General features: G+C 59.5%; 14 protein-coding genes. 5 read left to right on the plus strand and 9 right to left on the minus strand.

What is annotated here, in order from left to right:
* Window positions 1-100: 100 nt before the first annotated feature.
* Window positions 101-1,858 carry a murein biosynthesis integral membrane protein MurJ gene (gene murJ / locus ACRDT3_RS07735; RefSeq protein WP_431492419.1) on the minus strand — a complete coding sequence of 586 codons (1,758 nt, stop codon included), beginning with the start codon at window positions 1,856-1,858 and terminating at the stop codon, window positions 101-103.
* On the minus strand, window positions 1,842-2,381 hold the full coding sequence (locus ACRDT3_RS07740; RefSeq protein WP_431492420.1) for an NUDIX domain-containing protein: 540 nt from the start codon (window positions 2,379-2,381) through the stop codon (window positions 1,842-1,844). The genes murJ and ACRDT3_RS07740 overlap by 17 nt, the downstream gene beginning before the upstream one ends.
* A 124-nt stretch (window positions 2,382-2,505) precedes the next feature.
* Between ACRDT3_RS07740 and ACRDT3_RS07745 the strand changes: the two genes are divergently transcribed.
* Window positions 2,506-3,957, plus strand: coding sequence for a CCA tRNA nucleotidyltransferase (locus tag ACRDT3_RS07745; protein WP_431492421.1), 1,452 nt, complete (start codon window positions 2,506-2,508; stop codon window positions 3,955-3,957).
* Window positions 3,958-4,540: 583 nt separating this feature from the next.
* Window positions 4,541-4,663: a hypothetical protein gene (locus ACRDT3_RS07750; RefSeq protein WP_255209577.1), complete on the plus strand. Its 123-nt coding sequence runs from the start codon at window positions 4,541-4,543 to the stop codon at window positions 4,661-4,663.
* A gap of 188 nt (window positions 4,664-4,851) precedes the next feature.
* Here the strand turns inward: ACRDT3_RS07750 and ACRDT3_RS07755 are convergent, their stop codons facing one another.
* The 7 genes from ACRDT3_RS07755 to ACRDT3_RS07785 form a co-directional block, all read right to left on the minus strand.
* Window positions 4,852-5,937 (minus strand): inositol-3-phosphate synthase, encoded by a 1,086-nt coding sequence (locus ACRDT3_RS07755; protein WP_431492422.1) that lies wholly within the window; start codon window positions 5,935-5,937, stop codon window positions 4,852-4,854.
* A gap of 297 nt (window positions 5,938-6,234) precedes the next feature.
* The gene (locus ACRDT3_RS07760; protein ID WP_431492423.1) at window positions 6,235-7,467 is read right to left on the minus strand and encodes a DUF6716 putative glycosyltransferase; all 1,233 of its coding nucleotides are present in this window, start codon (window positions 7,465-7,467) and stop codon (window positions 6,235-6,237) included.
* A gap of 8 nt (window positions 7,468-7,475) precedes the next feature.
* Window positions 7,476-8,489 (minus strand): hypothetical protein, encoded by a 1,014-nt coding sequence (locus ACRDT3_RS07765; protein ID WP_431492424.1) that lies wholly within the window; start codon window positions 8,487-8,489, stop codon window positions 7,476-7,478.
* A gap of 8 nt (window positions 8,490-8,497) precedes the next feature.
* Window positions 8,498-9,841, minus strand: coding sequence for a polysialyltransferase family glycosyltransferase (locus ACRDT3_RS07770; protein WP_431492425.1), 1,344 nt, complete (start codon window positions 9,839-9,841; stop codon window positions 8,498-8,500).
* Entirely contained in the window at window positions 9,838-10,833 is a 996-nt protein-coding gene (locus tag ACRDT3_RS07775; protein WP_431492426.1) for a glycosyltransferase family 2 protein, read from the minus strand. The genes ACRDT3_RS07770 and ACRDT3_RS07775 overlap by 4 nt, the downstream gene beginning before the upstream one ends.
* A gap of 87 nt (window positions 10,834-10,920) precedes the next feature.
* A complete protein-coding gene (locus ACRDT3_RS07780; RefSeq protein ID WP_105656602.1) occupies window positions 10,921-11,814 on the minus strand; it encodes an N-acetylneuraminate synthase family protein in 894 nt (297 codons plus the stop codon).
* A 12-nt stretch (window positions 11,815-11,826) separates the two neighbouring features.
* Entirely contained in the window at window positions 11,827-13,011 is a 1,185-nt protein-coding gene (locus tag ACRDT3_RS07785; RefSeq protein WP_431492427.1) for a cytidylyltransferase domain-containing protein, read from the minus strand.
* A gap of 290 nt (window positions 13,012-13,301) precedes the next feature.
* On the opposite strand from ACRDT3_RS07785, the gene ACRDT3_RS07790 reads away from it, so the two are divergent.
* From ACRDT3_RS07790 to ACRDT3_RS07800, 3 genes are read left to right on the plus strand one after another with little or no spacing between them, the layout of a single operon-like run.
* Window positions 13,302-14,714 carry a glycosyltransferase family 87 protein gene (locus ACRDT3_RS07790; RefSeq protein ID WP_431492428.1) on the plus strand — a complete coding sequence of 471 codons (1,413 nt, stop codon included), beginning with the start codon at window positions 13,302-13,304 and terminating at the stop codon, window positions 14,712-14,714.
* A complete protein-coding gene (locus ACRDT3_RS07795) occupies window positions 14,711-16,144 on the plus strand; it encodes a phytoene desaturase family protein (protein ID WP_431492429.1) in 1,434 nt (477 codons plus the stop codon). The genes ACRDT3_RS07790 and ACRDT3_RS07795 overlap by 4 nt, the downstream gene beginning before the upstream one ends.
* A 6-nt stretch (window positions 16,145-16,150) precedes the next feature.
* Window positions 16,151-17,179 carry a YdcF family protein gene (locus tag ACRDT3_RS07800; protein ID WP_431492430.1) on the plus strand — a complete coding sequence of 343 codons (1,029 nt, stop codon included), beginning with the start codon at window positions 16,151-16,153 and terminating at the stop codon, window positions 17,177-17,179.
* Window positions 17,180-17,223: the final 44 nt, after the last annotated feature.

Genomic DNA, 17,223 nt, shown 5'->3' on the forward strand with positions numbered 1-17,223 from the left:
TTCGGTGGCGGTCCACAGACCACCACCTGTCATGTTACCGGTCAGATCAAGCTATTTGGTGCCTATTTGCCCAGAATCACTAGCAAGTTTCAGCGGACCATCAGCGATTGAGTCCCGGGATTCTGCGAAGGATCGGGCCGAGGAACGACTGGAGCTCTGGGACCTTGGTTTTGTATAGCAAACCAATGAAGACGATACCCATCACCAGAGCGACAATAGCCACCGAAATCAGGGCGCTGAATACGGAGTCGTAGGCGAATCCGAAACTGAATCCACCCAGCAGCCAGAGCGCTATGCAGCCAATAATGGCGGAGAGCGTAGCCATCCACCCGACTCGAATGTAGGTGTCGATAACCGAGGAAACACCGTAGTTGCCGTAGCGGCGCTTGATCAGATAGTGGGTGCCGATGCAGGTCAGTACGTTGGTCAAGCCGTAGATGAAGGCAATCGCGGCGGCGATATGCAGCGGATCGACCACGGCGGCAGCAGCGAACGCCAAGATCAATCCGACCCCGGCGGTGGCCGACTGGATCAGCATCGGGGTGCGGGTATCTTCCTCTGCGTAGAAGACACGCAGCATGAAGAACTGCAAGGACTTGAACGGCAGGCCAAGCGCGGTGAGCACCAGCAGCTGCCCGAGAGCGCCCGCGGCCTGCGCCGCATTCTCGGAGTTACCGGCAAACAGCCTGCCCAGAGGACCGGCCAGCACGATGAAGACCAGCGTGCAGAACACGATGGGGATGGCGGTGGAGCGCATGCCCTGATTCAGCAGCTTGCCAACGTCCTTGCGGCGGTTCTCGGTGAAAGCCCGGGCGAAGTCGTTGAACAGCACGGTGGCAACGGTCAGCGCGAACAACGAGTGCGGCAGCACGGTGATCAGCTGCGATGTGTTCAACGCGTACTCGCCAGCTACCGAGGCGGCCTGTTCGGAAGGCAGCTGCGCTCGAGCTGCGGTAGCTCCCGACACGATCTTGGAGTACACCAGCGAGGAGAGGTTGCCGATCACCATGGCCGCTAGGGTCCAGATCGCCAGCTTGCCCACGTGGCGCAGGCCCATGCCACGCCATTGGAAGTCCAGGGTCAGTTTCAGCCCGGTCTTCTTCAATGGCCAGAACAGCGCCACCGACTGCAAGACGATACCCAAGGTGGCACCGCCGGCCAGCCACATGGTCTTGACGCTGCTCCAATCCTGCATCGGGTCGCCCGAAGAATAGGCGCCGAAGGTCAGGATGAAAGCGCCAATGACGATCAGCTGAATGATGTTGTTGACCGCAGGAGCCCACATGAATGCGGCAAATCGGCCATTGGCGTTCAGTACCTGGCCCAGGACCGCATAGAGCCCATAGAAGAAAATCTGCGGCAGCGACCAGTAGGCAAAGGCCGTCCCCAACGCGATCATCGGTTCGGTCCAGTTACTGGTGAGCACCGTGATCAATGGCCTGGCGCAGAGCGTGAGGATCAGAGTCAGGATCCCCATGCCCACGATGGTCAGCGTCACCAATTTTGAGGTGTACGCGGCGCCGCGGTCCTTGGCCTTGGCGGCCTTGATCAGCTGCGGGATGAGCACGACGTTGAAAATGCCGCCGGCCAGCAGCATGTAGATGATGGTCGGGATGATATTGGCTTTTTCAAAGATGTCCGCCACCGAGGTGACCGAACCAATGGCCATCGCCAGCAAGGCCGTGCGCACGAAGCCCAGCAAGCGGGATACCATCGTGCCGGAGGCCATCAGGGCATAGATCTTGGAGCGCGAGCCAGCCGGTTGAGCTGTCTGCTGCTGGGGAGGTCCGGCGATTACGTCCATGGCTCCGGTGTGTGCCTGATCGGCGCCGACAGATGGATTAGGAACCTGAGACATGCTTTGTAAGGACCTCGCGTGCCAGATCAGCGATCCGGCGCTCATTAGGGAAGGACAGGCGCTTGCCCAGGGAACCCAGGGGGACCCAGGCAACATCGACGGCTTCATGATCGGGATCATTCTCGATCGTCAGATGCCCGCCGGTAGCTTCCAGCAGAAAATGGTGCACGGTCTTGTGCACACGGTAATTCGTCACGGTGAACCAGTAGTCGACTGAACCCAGCGGGGCGAGGATGCGTCCGGCAATGCCGGTCTCTTCCTCGATTTCGCGGATAGCCGCTTCCTCATTGGTTTCCGCACCCTCCGGGTGGCCCTTGGGCAGGCACCATTCCAGTCGTCCGCCGCGGTTGTACCGGGCAATGATTGCCACTGGGAAGTTGGGGTCGTTGAAGTCGATCACGATGCCTCCGGAAGAGACTTCTTCCACTGTCGGCAGGCTCGTGTGACCGCCAGTTGCCTGCGCACGAGCCATTGACGCAGTCAATGGGGTGCGCTTTGGGGCAGACGGGATCGGTCGGTTCATGGAACCACTCTATCGAGAAAGTACCGTTCGCCGCCTGATCGACGTGGACAAGTAAGTTATCTCGCAGGCAAATTCGCTGAAATTTCAAGCATTCTTCCTGGATTTCTGGCACGCTTAAGTAACTATGCATGCACTTCCCTCGCCTGACGCGCTGCGTCAAATCCTGCCCTCGGTCATTTTCGACTTGGCCGACCGTTTTGTTCGGGCGGGCCATGAATTGTCGCTGGTAGGTGGGCCGGTTCGCGACCTTTACTTGGGACGCGTATCCCCGGACCTCGACTTCACCACCAGCGCTCGCCCGGATGAAACTATCAAGGTGATTTCCGGTTGGGCCGATAACGTCTGGGATGTGGGACGCGAGTTTGGAACAATTGCCTTTAAAAAGGGCGAATACACGCTAGAAGTAACGACCTACCGCGCAGATGCCTATGACAAAGAGTCGCGTAAGCCGATCGTTGCATTTGGCGATAACCTGCACGACGATCTCTTCCGTCGCGACTTCACCATGAACTCGATGGCACTGCGCTTGCCACAGCTCGAGCTGGTGGATCCTTTCGACGGCGTGAGCTCCCTGGAAGATGGATCCATCCGCACCCCTGGTGCTCCGGATATCTCTTTCTCTGACGATCCGCTGCGCATGATGCGCGCTGCCCGTTTTGCTTCGCAGTTGAAGATCGAAGTCAGTCCAGAGGTTCGCCAAGCCATGAGCGAAATGACCGATCGGATCGACATCATTTCCGCCGAGCGAGTCCGCGACGAGCTGGTCAAGCTGATCAACGGTGCTGACCCGCGGGCGGGCATCGACCTTCTGGTGGAAACCGGCCTGGCCGATAAGGTACTGCCCGAAGTCTCGGCACTGCGCCTGGAGATTGACGAGCACCATCGCCACAAGGATGTCTACCAGCATTCGCTGACCGTGCTTGAGCAGGCCATGGCGTTGGAAACCAATGAAGAAGGACCTGTTCCCGGCCCGAACTTCGTGTTGCGCTTCGCGGCACTGATGCACGACATCGGCAAGCCGGCGACCCGCAAGTTCGAACCAAGCGGCGCCGTATCCTTCCGCCACCATGACATGGTGGGTTCCAAGCTCGTCAAGGTGCGTATGCGCGCCCTACGGTTCGACAAGGAGACCACCAAGTCGGTTGCCCGGCTGGTCGAGCTGCATATGCGCTTCTATGGCTACGGCGAGGCCGGATGGACCGACTCGGCGGTGCGCCGTTATGTTACCGATGCTGGAGACCTGCTCGAGCATCTGCACCGCCTGACCCGTTCGGACGTCACCACGCGCAATCGCAAGAAGGCTGACCGCCTGGGATTTGCCTACGATGACCTCGAGGCGCGCATCGCGCAGATTGCCGAGCAAGAGGAGCTGCAGTCAATCCGCCCGGATCTCGATGGAGAACAGATTATGCGCCTGTTGGAGATCAAGCCGAGTAAGGTCGTTGGCCGAGCGTACAAGTTCCTGTTGGAACTGCGGTTGGATGAGGGTCCACTGGGTGAGGAAATCGCCACCGAGCGCCTGCGCGCTTGGTGGGAAGAGCAGCCTGAAGCCCAGGATTCGGCTACCGAGAGGTAACCTCTGACCTGAATATCAATGCAAAAGCACCTGAAATCCGCATGGATCCGGGTGCTTTTGCCGTCCCCGGGAAAGTGCTTAAAGTTTTTGCTTTAATTTGTAGCGCGTCGGGGTTAATCCATGTATGCTGAATACTGTGATTGGGAAGTCTCAATGAGACTTGCGGATCGAGAAAACTTTTCAAACAGGCCCCATGGTATCCATGGCTGGCTGAGAGCAGATTTTAGGAGGTGGCGAAATGATTAATACCAATTGGTACACAGAGACTCATCGCGGAGCGCGATTTATTGGCGGCTCTCCAATGTCTCGTCTGTGCAAGCGCATTTCCCCAACCTCCGGACAAGCGGATTTCTAACTCACGGTAAATCCCGCCTAAGTTCCTGAGGTTGCAGGTCAGTAATCGACTCTCACCCTTAGGAACTTTTTTCATGCCTAGTCCACTGTTCTCCTCATCCGCTCAACGGGCAGTTCGCACCTCGGAATTAATCTTCGCAGGACCAGAAAGCCTGAAAGCTCGCGCAATTTCAACCACGCGCCAAGATCTTCCCTCCCCTTCGACTTTGACCGAAGGGAGGGACAGCAAATGAAAAAGCGTCAAGATAAGCGCAAGTTCACCAACCTTGATAGCACCGAGTTCAACCGCCGCATGCGTCAGCGTGAGCTGAAGAACCACGTGCCACCAGAAATGTACCTACGAATTCGCTAAGCCCGGCAACGCCATTACCGTTGCCAGCTAACAAGAATCCGAGGTACCAGTGATGAACTCGCAAGGCATCGCCAAGAGGCCCGCCGGCCTGCAAGCCGGCGGGCTTCTCCGCATCCAATGCACTTTCGAATACAGCAATGGCCAGGACCGAAAGGTCCTGGCCATTGCTTTTCCGCTACCGCGGAGGGTTAGCGCTCGATGTCGCCGCGAATGAAGGCTTCCACCTTGCTACGTGCGGTCTCATCGTCGTACTGCTCTGGTGGCGACTTCATGAAGTAGCTCGAAGCTGACAGGATCGGGCCGCCGATGCCGCGGTCCAGGGCGATCTTCGCTGCGCGTACAGCATCGATGATCACACCGGCCGAGTTTGGCGAGTCCCATACTTCCAGCTTGTACTCCAGGTTAACTGGAGCATCGCCGAAGTTGCGGCCCTCGAGGCGGACGAACGCCCACTTGCGGTCATCAAGCCATGCAACGTAGTCGCTTGGGCCGATGTGCACGTCGTCTTCGCCCAGGGCTGCGGAGGTGTTCGAGGTGACTGCCTGGGTCTTGGAGATCTTCTTGGATTCCAGACGCTCGCGCTCGAGCATGTTCTTGAAGTCCATGTTGCCGCCAACGTTCAGCTGGTAGGTGCGGTCCAGAACCACGCCGCGGTCTTCGAACAACTTGGCCATCACGCGGTGGGTGATGGTTGCGCCGATCTGGCTCTTGATATCGTCGCCAACGATTGGCACACCGGCGTCAGTGAACTTCTGCGCCCACTCTGGGGTGCCGGCGATGAATACTGGCAGGGCATTGACGAATGCAACGCCTGCGTCAATGGCGCACTGTGCGTAGAACTTGGCGGCCTGCTCGGAACCAACTGGCAGGTAGCAAACCAGGACATCGACCTTGTTGTCCTTCAGGGACTGGACGATGTCTACTGGCTCCGCTGCAGACTCTTCGATGGTCTCCCGGTAGTACTTGCCCAGGCCGTCCAGGGTGTGGCCGCGCTGAACGGTCACTCCGGTGGTTGGAACGTCGGCAATCTTGATGGTGTTGTTCTCGCTGGCCAGAATGGCTTCCGAGAGGTCGAGGCCGACCTTCTTGGCGTCGACATCGAAGGCAGCAACGAACTGAACGTCGCCAACGTGGTACTGGCCGAACTGAACATGCATGAGACCGGGAACGGTGGAATCAGCATCGGCGTCTCGGTAGTACTCAACACCTTGGATAAGGGAAGTGGCGCAGTTGCCTACGCCTACGATGGCAACGCGAATCGGGTTCGCCGACACATGAACTCCTTATTGAAATGTATAAAACCTTTGGGCAATAGGGCGCGCAGAAGCGCATCGCGCAAATTGACCCATAATGATCTTAAGTCTTAATGGAGCGCAAACATTCCCAATCGTGCCCGTTATCACCGAATAACTATTGGGGAGCCGTTTCTGGGCTAGCGATGCCGAGTGAATAACTGCACTGTCTCCGCGAAGAAATGCCAAGAACTAGTAAAGCACCTAAGGCTGGAACACTCCTGACGAATCCTATGGATTCAGTCCATGTGTTGAGTTCATGAGCAAAGAATGTTTAGCTCATGACCAAGAATTGGCGCCATTTCTGCGGGTTTGCCCGAAGTGGTGTCGCAACTTCACCAAAACTCTGACTAGCGGTGCTGGCAACGTGGTTCTGAGGCGATGGCGCAATGGCTGGCGGCGAATATGCGCCAGCATCTCCGGATCAGTGCGCAGCTTTCCAGCTCGAGCTCGCTGCGCGAGAACCTCGAGAGACTGAACGAAACTGTGGTCCACCCGGTGGAAGTAGTTTTCCCGCAACCAGGCTTTGGTTGGTTCACCGAAGCTCAAACCGGCCACATCATCCAACGTGCCAATCACGCCGGAGGAGACAAAGACTGTGTTGATCATCTGCGCACTGACGCCAAAGTCGGAGAGGACCAGCGTTGGCAAGCCGCGATCAAGAGATTCCAAGGCAGCAGTCGAAGACACCGTTACCAAGGCGCTGCCATCGGCCAACGCTTCACTCATCGATCCGGTATCGAAGCGAAGCCGCGAATCGGTGCCGATTCGCAGCTCGGACTGCAACTTCTTGAACAGCGAGTCGTAAGGGAACGCCTCGAGATGCGTCTGCGGCTCACCGGCCTTGGCTCGCAGCTTGACGATCACCTCAAGCTCGGGATTCATCCTGCTGGCCTGCTCTAGAGCCAGCAGGATCGACTCGCGTTCGCGCTCTTGGGTAGGCACCTTCGCTTGCGGCGCGAATACCAGGCGTTCGACAACCTGCTTTTGCGCTGGTGGGAAACCTGCAGACTGCAAGAACGGCAGCTTGCTGACCATTACGGTCGGCTGATGCCCGGCCTGGCCTTCGATCATGAAGGAGAAATCACGGGCTTCTGCATGCGAATGGCAGATAAACGCATCGCCGGCTCGTCGATAGTTCCACCCCTTCTGCGTGGCGGGGAAGGCCACTCCGGGCAGGGCAGAAACCAGTGCGGTGCACCGGCCCTCAGTCGGTTCGGTGCGAAGCATGCGAGAGTAAATCTCGGCAACTACCGGTCCTGTGGCCGAAGCGAAAACAATATCCTCATCTACGGTGTCGGCTTCCAATTGCGATACGGAAATCACCTGCAGAATATCCGGATCCAGATCCGTGCCTTCAAAGGCGGCCGCGATCTGCTCGGCAGTGGGCATCACCGGGGTCCGCGCCAAATACACCTTGCGATCCCATGCCGGACCTAGGCGGTTAAGGAAGCTCGTGGCCAACTTCAGATAGGAATCCGAGTCGGCAATGGCCAGTATTGATGGCTTCATCGGCTGATTCACACCTTCAATGAACTAGATAGGTGCTCGCGCAACTCGAATGGGGTACTAGGGGTCCACCAGCTATCAAGCACGGCTTGCGGATATAGGCAACGGGCCTCAGGACCCAGCAACAGGCGTAGGGATGGAATCACCGTGGAGGGCAAGGCTCGGATCTCCTGGCCCGGTCGCAGGACTCGCAAACGCATTTCGATAGGAACGGTGTGCTCCTTGAGCACCACCTGATCAATCTTGGAGATCTTCTCCAGCATTTCGGGAGTTTCACGGCGATGCGGGAAGTACGCGACCGGCCCTTCGGAAGCGATCTCTTCAATCCAGCGCAAGTACGGCTGCTCATGAATCAGCTCATCGGCGACCATCGCCGAACCAATCAGCAGGGTAGGCTCAGTGAACTGCTCGGCCACCGGCTGCGTAGCCAGCCACTCAAACTTATGCTGCGCAAATTTGATCCCCAGATCAGCCATCTTCTGACGAGATACCGGGTCGACAAACAGCGCAGAAACGATCAGCAAGCGATCTTCACGGGCCAGCTGGCGCAAACGATGCCAGGTCGCCAATCCCATTGCGACGCGTGCCGCAGAGTTCCTGGTCCGGGCGCGCACCAACGGGGTGGGATCATCAGAAATCAGCTGCTTGATCAGGGCCAGCGTAGCCATGCCATCATCGATGATCACGATTTCCTTGGCCCGCACGCCTGCTAGCAACGTGCGCTGGATCTTGCCCGAATAGGCGTCGCCGGTGACATAGCGATCGGCAGGGCCCTTTGGCTGCGGAGGTTTACGCGCCGCCGGTTCAAAATGTACCCCTGCAGGGGCATGATTCAGCATTGCCTGCGTCGTGGCTTCCAGGGGCATTCCCTGACGTGGGATGATTCGAATGTCTGTGCCCAGCATCCCCGCGGCATGCGTTTCTACCGCGGAAAGCAGCTGCAGTGGCGACTCCACCCAAACGTGCGCCGTGCCGAAACGGGGGCGCGGCACCTCGTGGGTGTCATGTTGAGTCAGTTTCATCATGGTGAGGGTCATTTTGCCAGTCGGCTCAGGGATTTGGAAAGCGTATCGAGCTGCCTGGAACCATTGCGCAGTACACGGCGCGACGCCCCGCGGACTTTCGAAGGCAGCGAGCGGCGCGAGCTGATGTGAGCCCAGCGTGGAGGCAGCTCCAGCTTGGTGATGCGGCGACGCTTGAAATGAGCCGAGAACTCCGGGTAGTGCGCGGTCAAGAATGACTCTGCCTGCTCGCGCAGGTGAGGCAGCTGGGCGGACTGCATGCAGTAAGCCACGGCAATCAGCAGTTCGGTGAGGCGATCGCTGTCGCCGCCGTGCGCTGGAACCGGCAGGTCCTGGACGAACAAGGCATGAATGATGGACAACGGGATGCGGTTGGAATTCTCGTAGGGAGCCAGCGCCTGGAGCAGTCTGCCGGTGCCCACAGCGTAGACCTCGGTATCCAGGATGTACTTGGCGGTGGCCAAGCCCGTGGAGAAGCAAGAGATCACCACAGATGGACGTACCGCTGCGATGACGGTTTCGGCCAGGTGATCGGTATTGACCAGCCGAAAATCCAACCCCATGTCCTTGGCAGCCGCAGCCAAGCGGGCCGCTGAGGTGGCGCTGGCCGACGGGTGCGCCTTGAACAGGACGGTGGAAATCTCCCGGCGGGTTACCTCGTTGAGCATCTCCAGATGCAGCTCGAATTCTTCCTCGGCATCCATCAAGCCCAGGGAACCCAGATACTGCCCGAGGATCAGTGCACTGCCGGTTGGCAAATCGAATTCTGCTCCCTGAGCCAGTTCGCCAAAGACGGCAGCCAAGTCGCCGGTGGCCAAGACCTCGCGCTGCGGCTCGAGCTCTGCGAGCAGGTGAGGCTGCAGTCCTGGAACCAGGTCCACATGGATGGTGCCCATGACGCGCTGGCGCAGCGGCATTGGCAACCGATTGCGGGTTGGGCCATAGGACATCAAGCCGTCGGAGTGGATCCACAGCTGGGCATCAAAGAAAATACGCGCCAGCGCACGCGCGGGATTGACCTGGATGGATTCCAGAACCAAGGTCAAGGGTTCATTGCCTAGATCCCAGGCGCTGCGCAGGAGGCATTCGAAAATATGCAGTTCGTCCTCACGCGGGCTGAACTGTGCCGGGCGACGCGGGGAGGTGAGCGCAGCGTAATCCACCACGCGGTCAAAGCGGGCGGCAAGCTTCTCAAAGCCCGGAACTTCGTCCAACGCAGTAGTCAGTTCCGGAACCTGCGAGCCGTTAGCCAAGACGAGAATGCGTTCATCTGCTTCGGGGAGCAGTCCTGCATCGGCCATCGCGGCCAGAGAAGCAAGCTGGAAGTAGCTGCTGGCTTCAATCAGTGCGATCACTTGGCGGCCCCGATCTGACCTGGCTGGAGGAAGGAGAGAATATGGCGGCGGCGGGCAACGTCCATCTCGAGGGCGACCTGGCGGGCCATCGGCGCATCAACGGTGGTGAATACCTGGCGCAGTTTCTGCTTCATCTCCAAGCGGACTTCCGGCGGGTAGTTCTTCGCGCGCTTTTCGTGGTGGCACACGATGGCGAAGAACTGGCGCATTGCCTTGGGCAGGTGGCGATCCGCGTCCGGATGCAGGCGCACCTCGGTCAGGATCTGCGAGTAGGCCGGAATGAAGCCGAGCTGACGGTGGTCGAAGACCTGGGTCAGCGAGCCGGGCAGGCCCCGGCGGTAGAACACCCCAGGGGAGGAAACGACGGAGTAGCGCTCGGTATTCAGATGCAGCTTCCACAGCCAGAGGCGGTCCTCGGCGCTGTGCAACTGCGCGTCGAAGTACATCAGTTCGCGGGTGCGCATCAGGTCGGTGCGGTACATGCCCGCCCACACAAAGGCGTAGTCCACCATGGACGGCGAATCGATCGGTTCAATGTCATCGGCCGGGTTCAGCGGCATGCCGCGCAACGCCTGCGGGGCCCGGTGGATGACGCGATTGGTGCCGGTGACACGCACATGATCGCAACGCACGAAGTCCACATGCAGCTCGGTCAAGGATTCCGCCAGGGCTTCCAAGTGCTCGGGGGAGTACCAGTCGTCGGGGTCGAGGAAGGTGAAGTATTCGCCGGTGACCTGTTCCAACCCGGCATTGCGGGCAGCAGACACTCCGGCATTCTCAGGCAGTGAAATCAGTTTCAGGCCAGGCAACTGGTCTTGGTAGCTGTGTACCAGGGCAGCAGTCTGGTCATCGGAAGCGTCATCAACCACGAGCACTTCCAGCTCCCAGCGTCCCAGCTTCTGCCGGACCAGGGATGACAAGGCATCGCAAATATATGCTTCTTGGTTATAGGCGGGGATAACCACGGAAATGCGCCCGGGGATCAAACTCATCTGTGCTTCTAGGCCTTCCTCATGCAGACAAAAATAAACGGCGGTTGGACCCGTCGGTGAGTCCAACCGCCGGATACGTTGGCGTGCTTAGGCGTCGACGCGGCGCAGGCGCGAGAGCGGTGCCAGCTCGCCTGGGAAGACCTTCTTCACGCCGTCACCCATGGCCTGCTCGAGGATGCGGATGTCGCGGATCAGCGACTCGAAGCCCTTTGGCTCCAGCGACGAGGCCTGGTCCGAACCCCACATGGTGCGGTCCAAGGTGATGTGGCGCTCGACGGTCACTGCGCCCAGTGCGACAGCGGCCAGCGAGATCTGCAGGCCGCGCTCGTGGCCCGAGTAGCCGACTGGGACCTGGTAGCGGTCGCGCAGGGTCTCGATCATGCGCAGGTTGGCCTCTTCAGGAGGCAGCGGGTAGGTGGAAGTAGCGTGCATCATGACCAGGTTCGAGGTGCCCAGGGTCTCGACGGCCTTGTCGATCTGCTCGATGGTGGACATGCCGGTGGACAGGATGATCGGCTTGCCGGTCTGTGCCAGCGCCTTGAGCAGCTCGATGTCGGTGACCGATGCGGAAGCTACCTTGTGGGTGACTGCACCCTGCTCTTCCATGAACTCAACCGATGGAACGTCCCATGGCGAAGCGAAGGCGTGCAGGCCCTTGGAGGCTGCGTAGGAGATGAGTTCCTTGTACTGAGCCTGGTCGAATTCAACGCGGTAGCGGTAGTCCAGGTAGGTCATGTCGCCCCATGGGGTGGAGCGGATCTTGTCGCGCATGTCCATCGGGGTGGAGATGTCCGGGGTGCGCTTCTGGAACTTCACTGCGTTGGCACCGGCTTCAGCGGAGATATCGATCAGCTGCTTGGCGATCTCGATGTCGCCGTTGTGGTTGATGCCGATCTCGCCGATGACGTAGACCTGCTGGCCTGCGCCAACCTGGACGTCGCCGATAGCAACTGGCTTGATGTCAGTAGTCATGGAAGTCATGGGTATTGCCTTTCAGTGGGTGAAACTTGGAGAACTCTTGGTGGCGGTGCGTGCGGCGAGAACCAGTTCGGCTAGTTCCCGTACCGCTCCGTGCCCGCCCTTGCGGGTCAGTTTGTGCCGTGCTGCCAGGTGCACATCTTCCTGGGCGTCGGCCACGGTGATCGGCCAGCCGACCAATGCCATCGCGCCCAGATCGTTGATGTCGTTGCCCACGTAGGCAACACGAGCCGGATTGATGGATTCGTCAGCCAACCAGCGGGCCAGGTATTCGGCCTTGTTGTCGATTCCGTGGGCCACTTCGACCTTCAGCTTGGCGGCGCGGGCGGCGACAACAGGGTTGGTTTCCTTGGAGAGAATAAGGAACTTCACTCCAGCGGCCCGCAGCCGGGCCACTCCCATTCCGTCGGAACGGGAGACGCGCACGGTTTCGGTTCCGTGCTCATCGACATACGCGGTGTCCGGGGTATGCACCCCGTCGAAATCCGTGATGACCGCATCGACTTCGATCGGTTCCTGGTTGGCCGGAACGGCCAGCCCAGCTAGCAGCAGGTCTGCCTCGGTATCGATGTCGATGCCGTGCCCTGCCGGAACCTCGTGAACCCGGACCTTTCCGAAGAAACGGTGCCCTGCCTCGCGGAATCCCTGGGTATCCATCACATAGAAGGCCCCGGTTTCGCGGAAGCGCGGTTCGCGATCCTGGCGACGCGGACGGTGCAGCTTGTCGTGGCCCACGGCGATTGCTTCGCCCTGCGGATCCAGGCCCCAATGGAAACCGTGGTCCGCAACAGCTGCGAAGCTGACGTCGGCGCGTTTCGAGGAAACTGCCGCAATGGCTGCGTCCAGATCCTTCGGATCGATGAACGGGCTGGTGCACTGGATGAACACGGTGATCTCTGGCTGAGATTCCGCATTCGCTAGCGCGTGGAGCAGAACAGACTCGCTGCTGGCCGTGTCGCCGGCGATATCTGCCGGTCGATCGATGACTCGCGCCCCGTAGCGAAGCGCTTCGGCCTTGATCTGCTCATGGTCGGTACTGACCACGACGTCGCTGACTGCCGCCGCGGACCTGGCTGATTCGATTGCGCGGCCCAGCAGCGATTTGCCGCCGATCTCACGCAGGTTCTTAAGCCGGATGCCCTTGGATCCTCCCCGGGCGGGGATGATCGCCATGGCATTTGGCTGATTGGTTTTGCTCACGAGTAAGACGCTATGGGCACAAGTTAACTAAGAGGGGGCATCTGGGTTAACGCACGGTGAAGTGCCGGTGTAATCACCTGTCTATTTGCTGAATGCGAGGTCAGCAAGCGTTTTATGTACTTGGGAGTGAACCGGGAGAGGGGTTTCGAGCAATCGGGTTCGCATAAAAGATCAAAGCGACTAATGAAACATGAGTGTGCAAGGCGTAGCTGAGGCACAGAACATTTAGGCTGGAGGGTATGCACGAGCCAAACCAGTCACAGCCCACGCGTGGCCCCCTGCGGATTACCGTGCCATCACGCGCTGACGGGTTCCTTCGACAGTTCACCGCAATGATCGGTGGCCCGCTTGGACGACACAGCGATCCAGGCCGAGTCGATCCTGGATTCTTCAGCGTGGAACGGGTCATTATTCTGATGACGACCGTGGGCGCATTGCTGATGCTCCTTGCTAAGAACCCTTGCCGGATCAAGGGGTGGACCGGAAACAACCCATACGCCTATGCGTGCTACAGCGACTGGGTTCCGCTGTTTTCCGCTCGCGGCTTCGCCGAGAATCCTTGGGCACCCTTTAGCGCCACCGCGGAGTTCGAATACCCGGTACTGATGAGCACGGTGGCCTCGGCCGTTGCCTCGATCATCCCTACGGGGATCGAAAACCGTTCCCTGCTGTACTTCGATATCAACCTGTTGCTCGTGGCGATCCTGTGGATGGTCACCGTGATCGCCACCTTGCGGATGACCGGGCGCCGTCCGTGGGATGCGGCAATGGTTGCTATCGCCCCGGGTATCATCCTGGCCGGCAGCATCAACTGGGACATGTGGGCTGTGGCCTTGCTGGCCCTGGGTATGCTGGCATTCGCACGAAAGCACACCGTTCTTGCCGGGGTGCTGATCGGTTTGGGTGCCGCGATGAAGATTTATCCGTTCTTCATCCTTGGCGCGGTGCTGGTATTGGCCATTCGCACCGGCAAGCTCAAGACCTTCTGGGTGACTGGCGGAACCGCGGCGGCGACCTGGGCACTGGTGAACCTTCCCTATGCGCTGGCGTTCCCCAACTCGTTCATGCACTTCTTCAATTTCTCTTCTGAACGCGGGGCAGGCTTCTCCAGCTTCTGGCATGCATGGAATGTCATCGCCGATAACAGGGAAGGGGTCCCGCTCTTTGAAGCCGAACAGATTTCCCGTTACGGACTGGTCTTCTTCTTCCTGTGCTGCGTGGGTGTGGCCGTGCTGGGCTTGACGGCTAAACGCACCCCGCGCCTGGCCTCCATGGCCTTCCTGATCATCGCGTCCTTTGTCATGGTCAATAAGGTGTATTCACCGCAGTTCATCGTCTGGCTGATTCCGCTGTTCGCCCTCGCGTTGCCGCGCTGGCGCGAATTCGTGGTCTGGATGCTCGTGGAAATCGCGCACTTCTACGCGGTTTGGTACTACCTTGATTCCCTCTCTGCGGAAGAAGTGCAGAAGGCCTTCCCGGAGACCGGTTATGCGGTGCTGGTGCTGGCGCATATGGTGATGCTTGGATACCTGATGTTCTTGGTGGCACGTTCAATTCTTGATCCACGCCACGACCCGATTCGTGCCGTGGGCCAGGATGATCCCTTGGCCGGCCCATTTGCCGGTCTGGAGGACCGCTGGACCCTGCGCAGGTTGCTGCCTCAAGCCAAGAAAAAGAATGAAGTGGCGGGAAATAAATCATGAGCGATGTTGCCGTTGTCGGTGCGGGACCCAATGGGCTAGCTGCCGCAGCAGTTGCTGCCCGAGCCGGATTAAGCGTCACGGTATATGAAGCCAACGACACCATCGGCGGGGCCGCCAGAACGCAGCCGCTGAATGGTTCTGCAGCGAAATTCGATCTGGGCAGCGCGGTGCATCCGATGGCCATGCAATCCCAAGCCATGCATGAACTGGGCGTCCACGACAAGGTGGAGTTCATCGTCCCCGAGCTGTCCTTCGCCCATGTGCTGGATCGCCGGACCGCCTACGCGTACAAGGACTTGGAACGCACCGCGCAGGAACTTGGCGGTGCGGACGGCGAGATGTACACCCGGCTTCTGGGCCCGCTGGTCAAGCAGATTGACGGGGTCAGCCAGACCCTGCTCAACCCCCTGCTCAGGGTTCCCTCGAACCCCGCGGCATTGGCGACCTTTGCCGTGAGCACGGTGGCCGGCATGGCCGTCAAGGAACTCTTTTCTGGAAAATTTGAACGCGCTGCCGCGCTCTATGCAGGCTGTTCCGCCCACGTAGCGGGTGGCTCGCGCGGACCGGCTAATGCCGGGGCAGGACTGTTCCTTGCAGCAACAGCGCACGGCAAGGGCTGGGCTATCCCGCGTGGAGGCTCCCAAGCCATCAGCGACGCGTTGGCCGAAGAAGCGATGGCTCATGGAGCAAAAATCCTTACCGGCGCCCGCGTCAACCATGTTGATGAGCTTTCTGCGCAGAGCATCCTCTTCGATACCTCCGCCGAAAGCGCTGCCAAGCTTTCAACAGGACACCTCCCAGAACGGCTCTCGCACGCGATGAGCAGCACCCGGCGCTCGCCGGGAAGCTGCCTGGTGCACTACGTGCTTTCGGCGCCGGTTCCGTGGCGTGATGAGACTCTGGGCAACGCCGGCACCGTGCACCTGGGCGGTACCGCGGCACAGGTCGGGAAGGCCGAACGCGCCGCAGTGCGCAGGGGAGCGGCGAAGCCGTTCATGATTGTGGCCCAGCCCTCGCAATTCGACGATTCGCGGGCACCGCAGGGCCAGCACGTGATCTGGGCCTACTGCCACGTGCCACTGGATTCTCCGGTAGACATGAGCCGGGAACTGAAGGAAATGATTGAACAGGCGGCCCCGGGCTTCTGCGAGACCATCATTGAATCCCACGTTGTCACCGCCCAGGACTTGGAAGAGCAAAACTCGGCGCTGGTCGGTGGTGATCTTTCCGGAGGAACCATGGACCTGCTGGGCAGCATCAAACGGCCTCGGATTTCCTCCGACCCGTGGTACCTGCAATCCAAAGGCCTGTACCTGGTGTCTTCCGCTGCGCCTCCAGGTCCTTCGGTGCACGGCATGGGCGGATTCCTCGGAGCGCAATCGATGCTCAAACGGGAATACGGAATCACAAACTGGAAGTCGGTGAACTGAGAAGCAATGGAACCAGTGTTCGCGCAGCTCGTCGGCTGGGTTTTCCTGGCAGCACTCTGGTGGCTGTTTGTTCGGCAATACCGCAAGGACCCACGTCGGTTGGGTTTGGCTGCACTTCTCTTGCCGCTGGTGTTCTTCACCATTTCGGCGGTCGTCGACCTGCTGACCAGTGTGATCCCCGGGTTTGGATTCCTGTTCTCCATAGTGCTGGTGCTGACTCCGCTGATGGTCATTGTTTTCGGTGCCGCGCTGATCTACAACGGCATCCTGATGTGCCGGCGCGAAGGAGCCAAACCTGCGAATCTGCTGTCGTTGGCTGCGGGGCTATCCGTCTTTGTCCTGCCAGTCATTGCGGTGCTGCTGATTCGCATCGAATCCTGGTGGACCTATTCGCTGGCATTCGTCTTGTTCATGGCCTCCGTCTTCACGGCGAGCCTGTTCGCCATGCTGCTGCTGTATGCGTGGGTGCACGCCAGATACCCATCCAAGGGTGAAGGTGCCGCCGTGGTGGTCCTTGGCGCCCGCACAATCAATGGCAAGGTCACCCCGTTGCTGCGGGGCCGCCTGGACAAGGGCATTGAACTGCATCAACAACAGGCGTCTCCTCGCCCCTTCATGGTTCCGACCGGGGGACAGGGCCATGATGAGGTAGAACCAGAGGGCGTGAGCATGGCCCACTACCTGCGAGAGCAGGGCATTGCCGATGAACAGATTCTGGTTGAGGACCGTGCCAAGGACACCTTTGAGAACCTGAAGTTCTCCAACACCTTGGTCCGTGCCCAGCGTACGGATGGTCAGCTGTGGTTGGTCACCAGCGACTATCACGCGCTGCGTGCAGCGATGGCGTCACGCAAGCTCGGCTTGGATGCCCGTGCCTTCGGCGGGAAAACGGCGGCCTACTACCGTCCAAGTGCCTTCCTCAGGGAATGCGTTGCGATCGTGCGGGATCAAAAGAAGCTGATGATCTTGCTGGCCCTGCCCTTCGCATTGGTGGTCGCAGGGATGATGTTCGTACTCACGACAACCTTCTTCTAACTTCCTTGGAAACGTGGGCCCATGCACCATCTGGTGCATGGGCC

Origin of the sequence: Glutamicibacter sp. (assembly GCF_050701915.1) — a bacterium.
Classification (GTDB): Bacteria; Actinomycetota; Actinomycetes; order Actinomycetales; family Micrococcaceae; genus Glutamicibacter.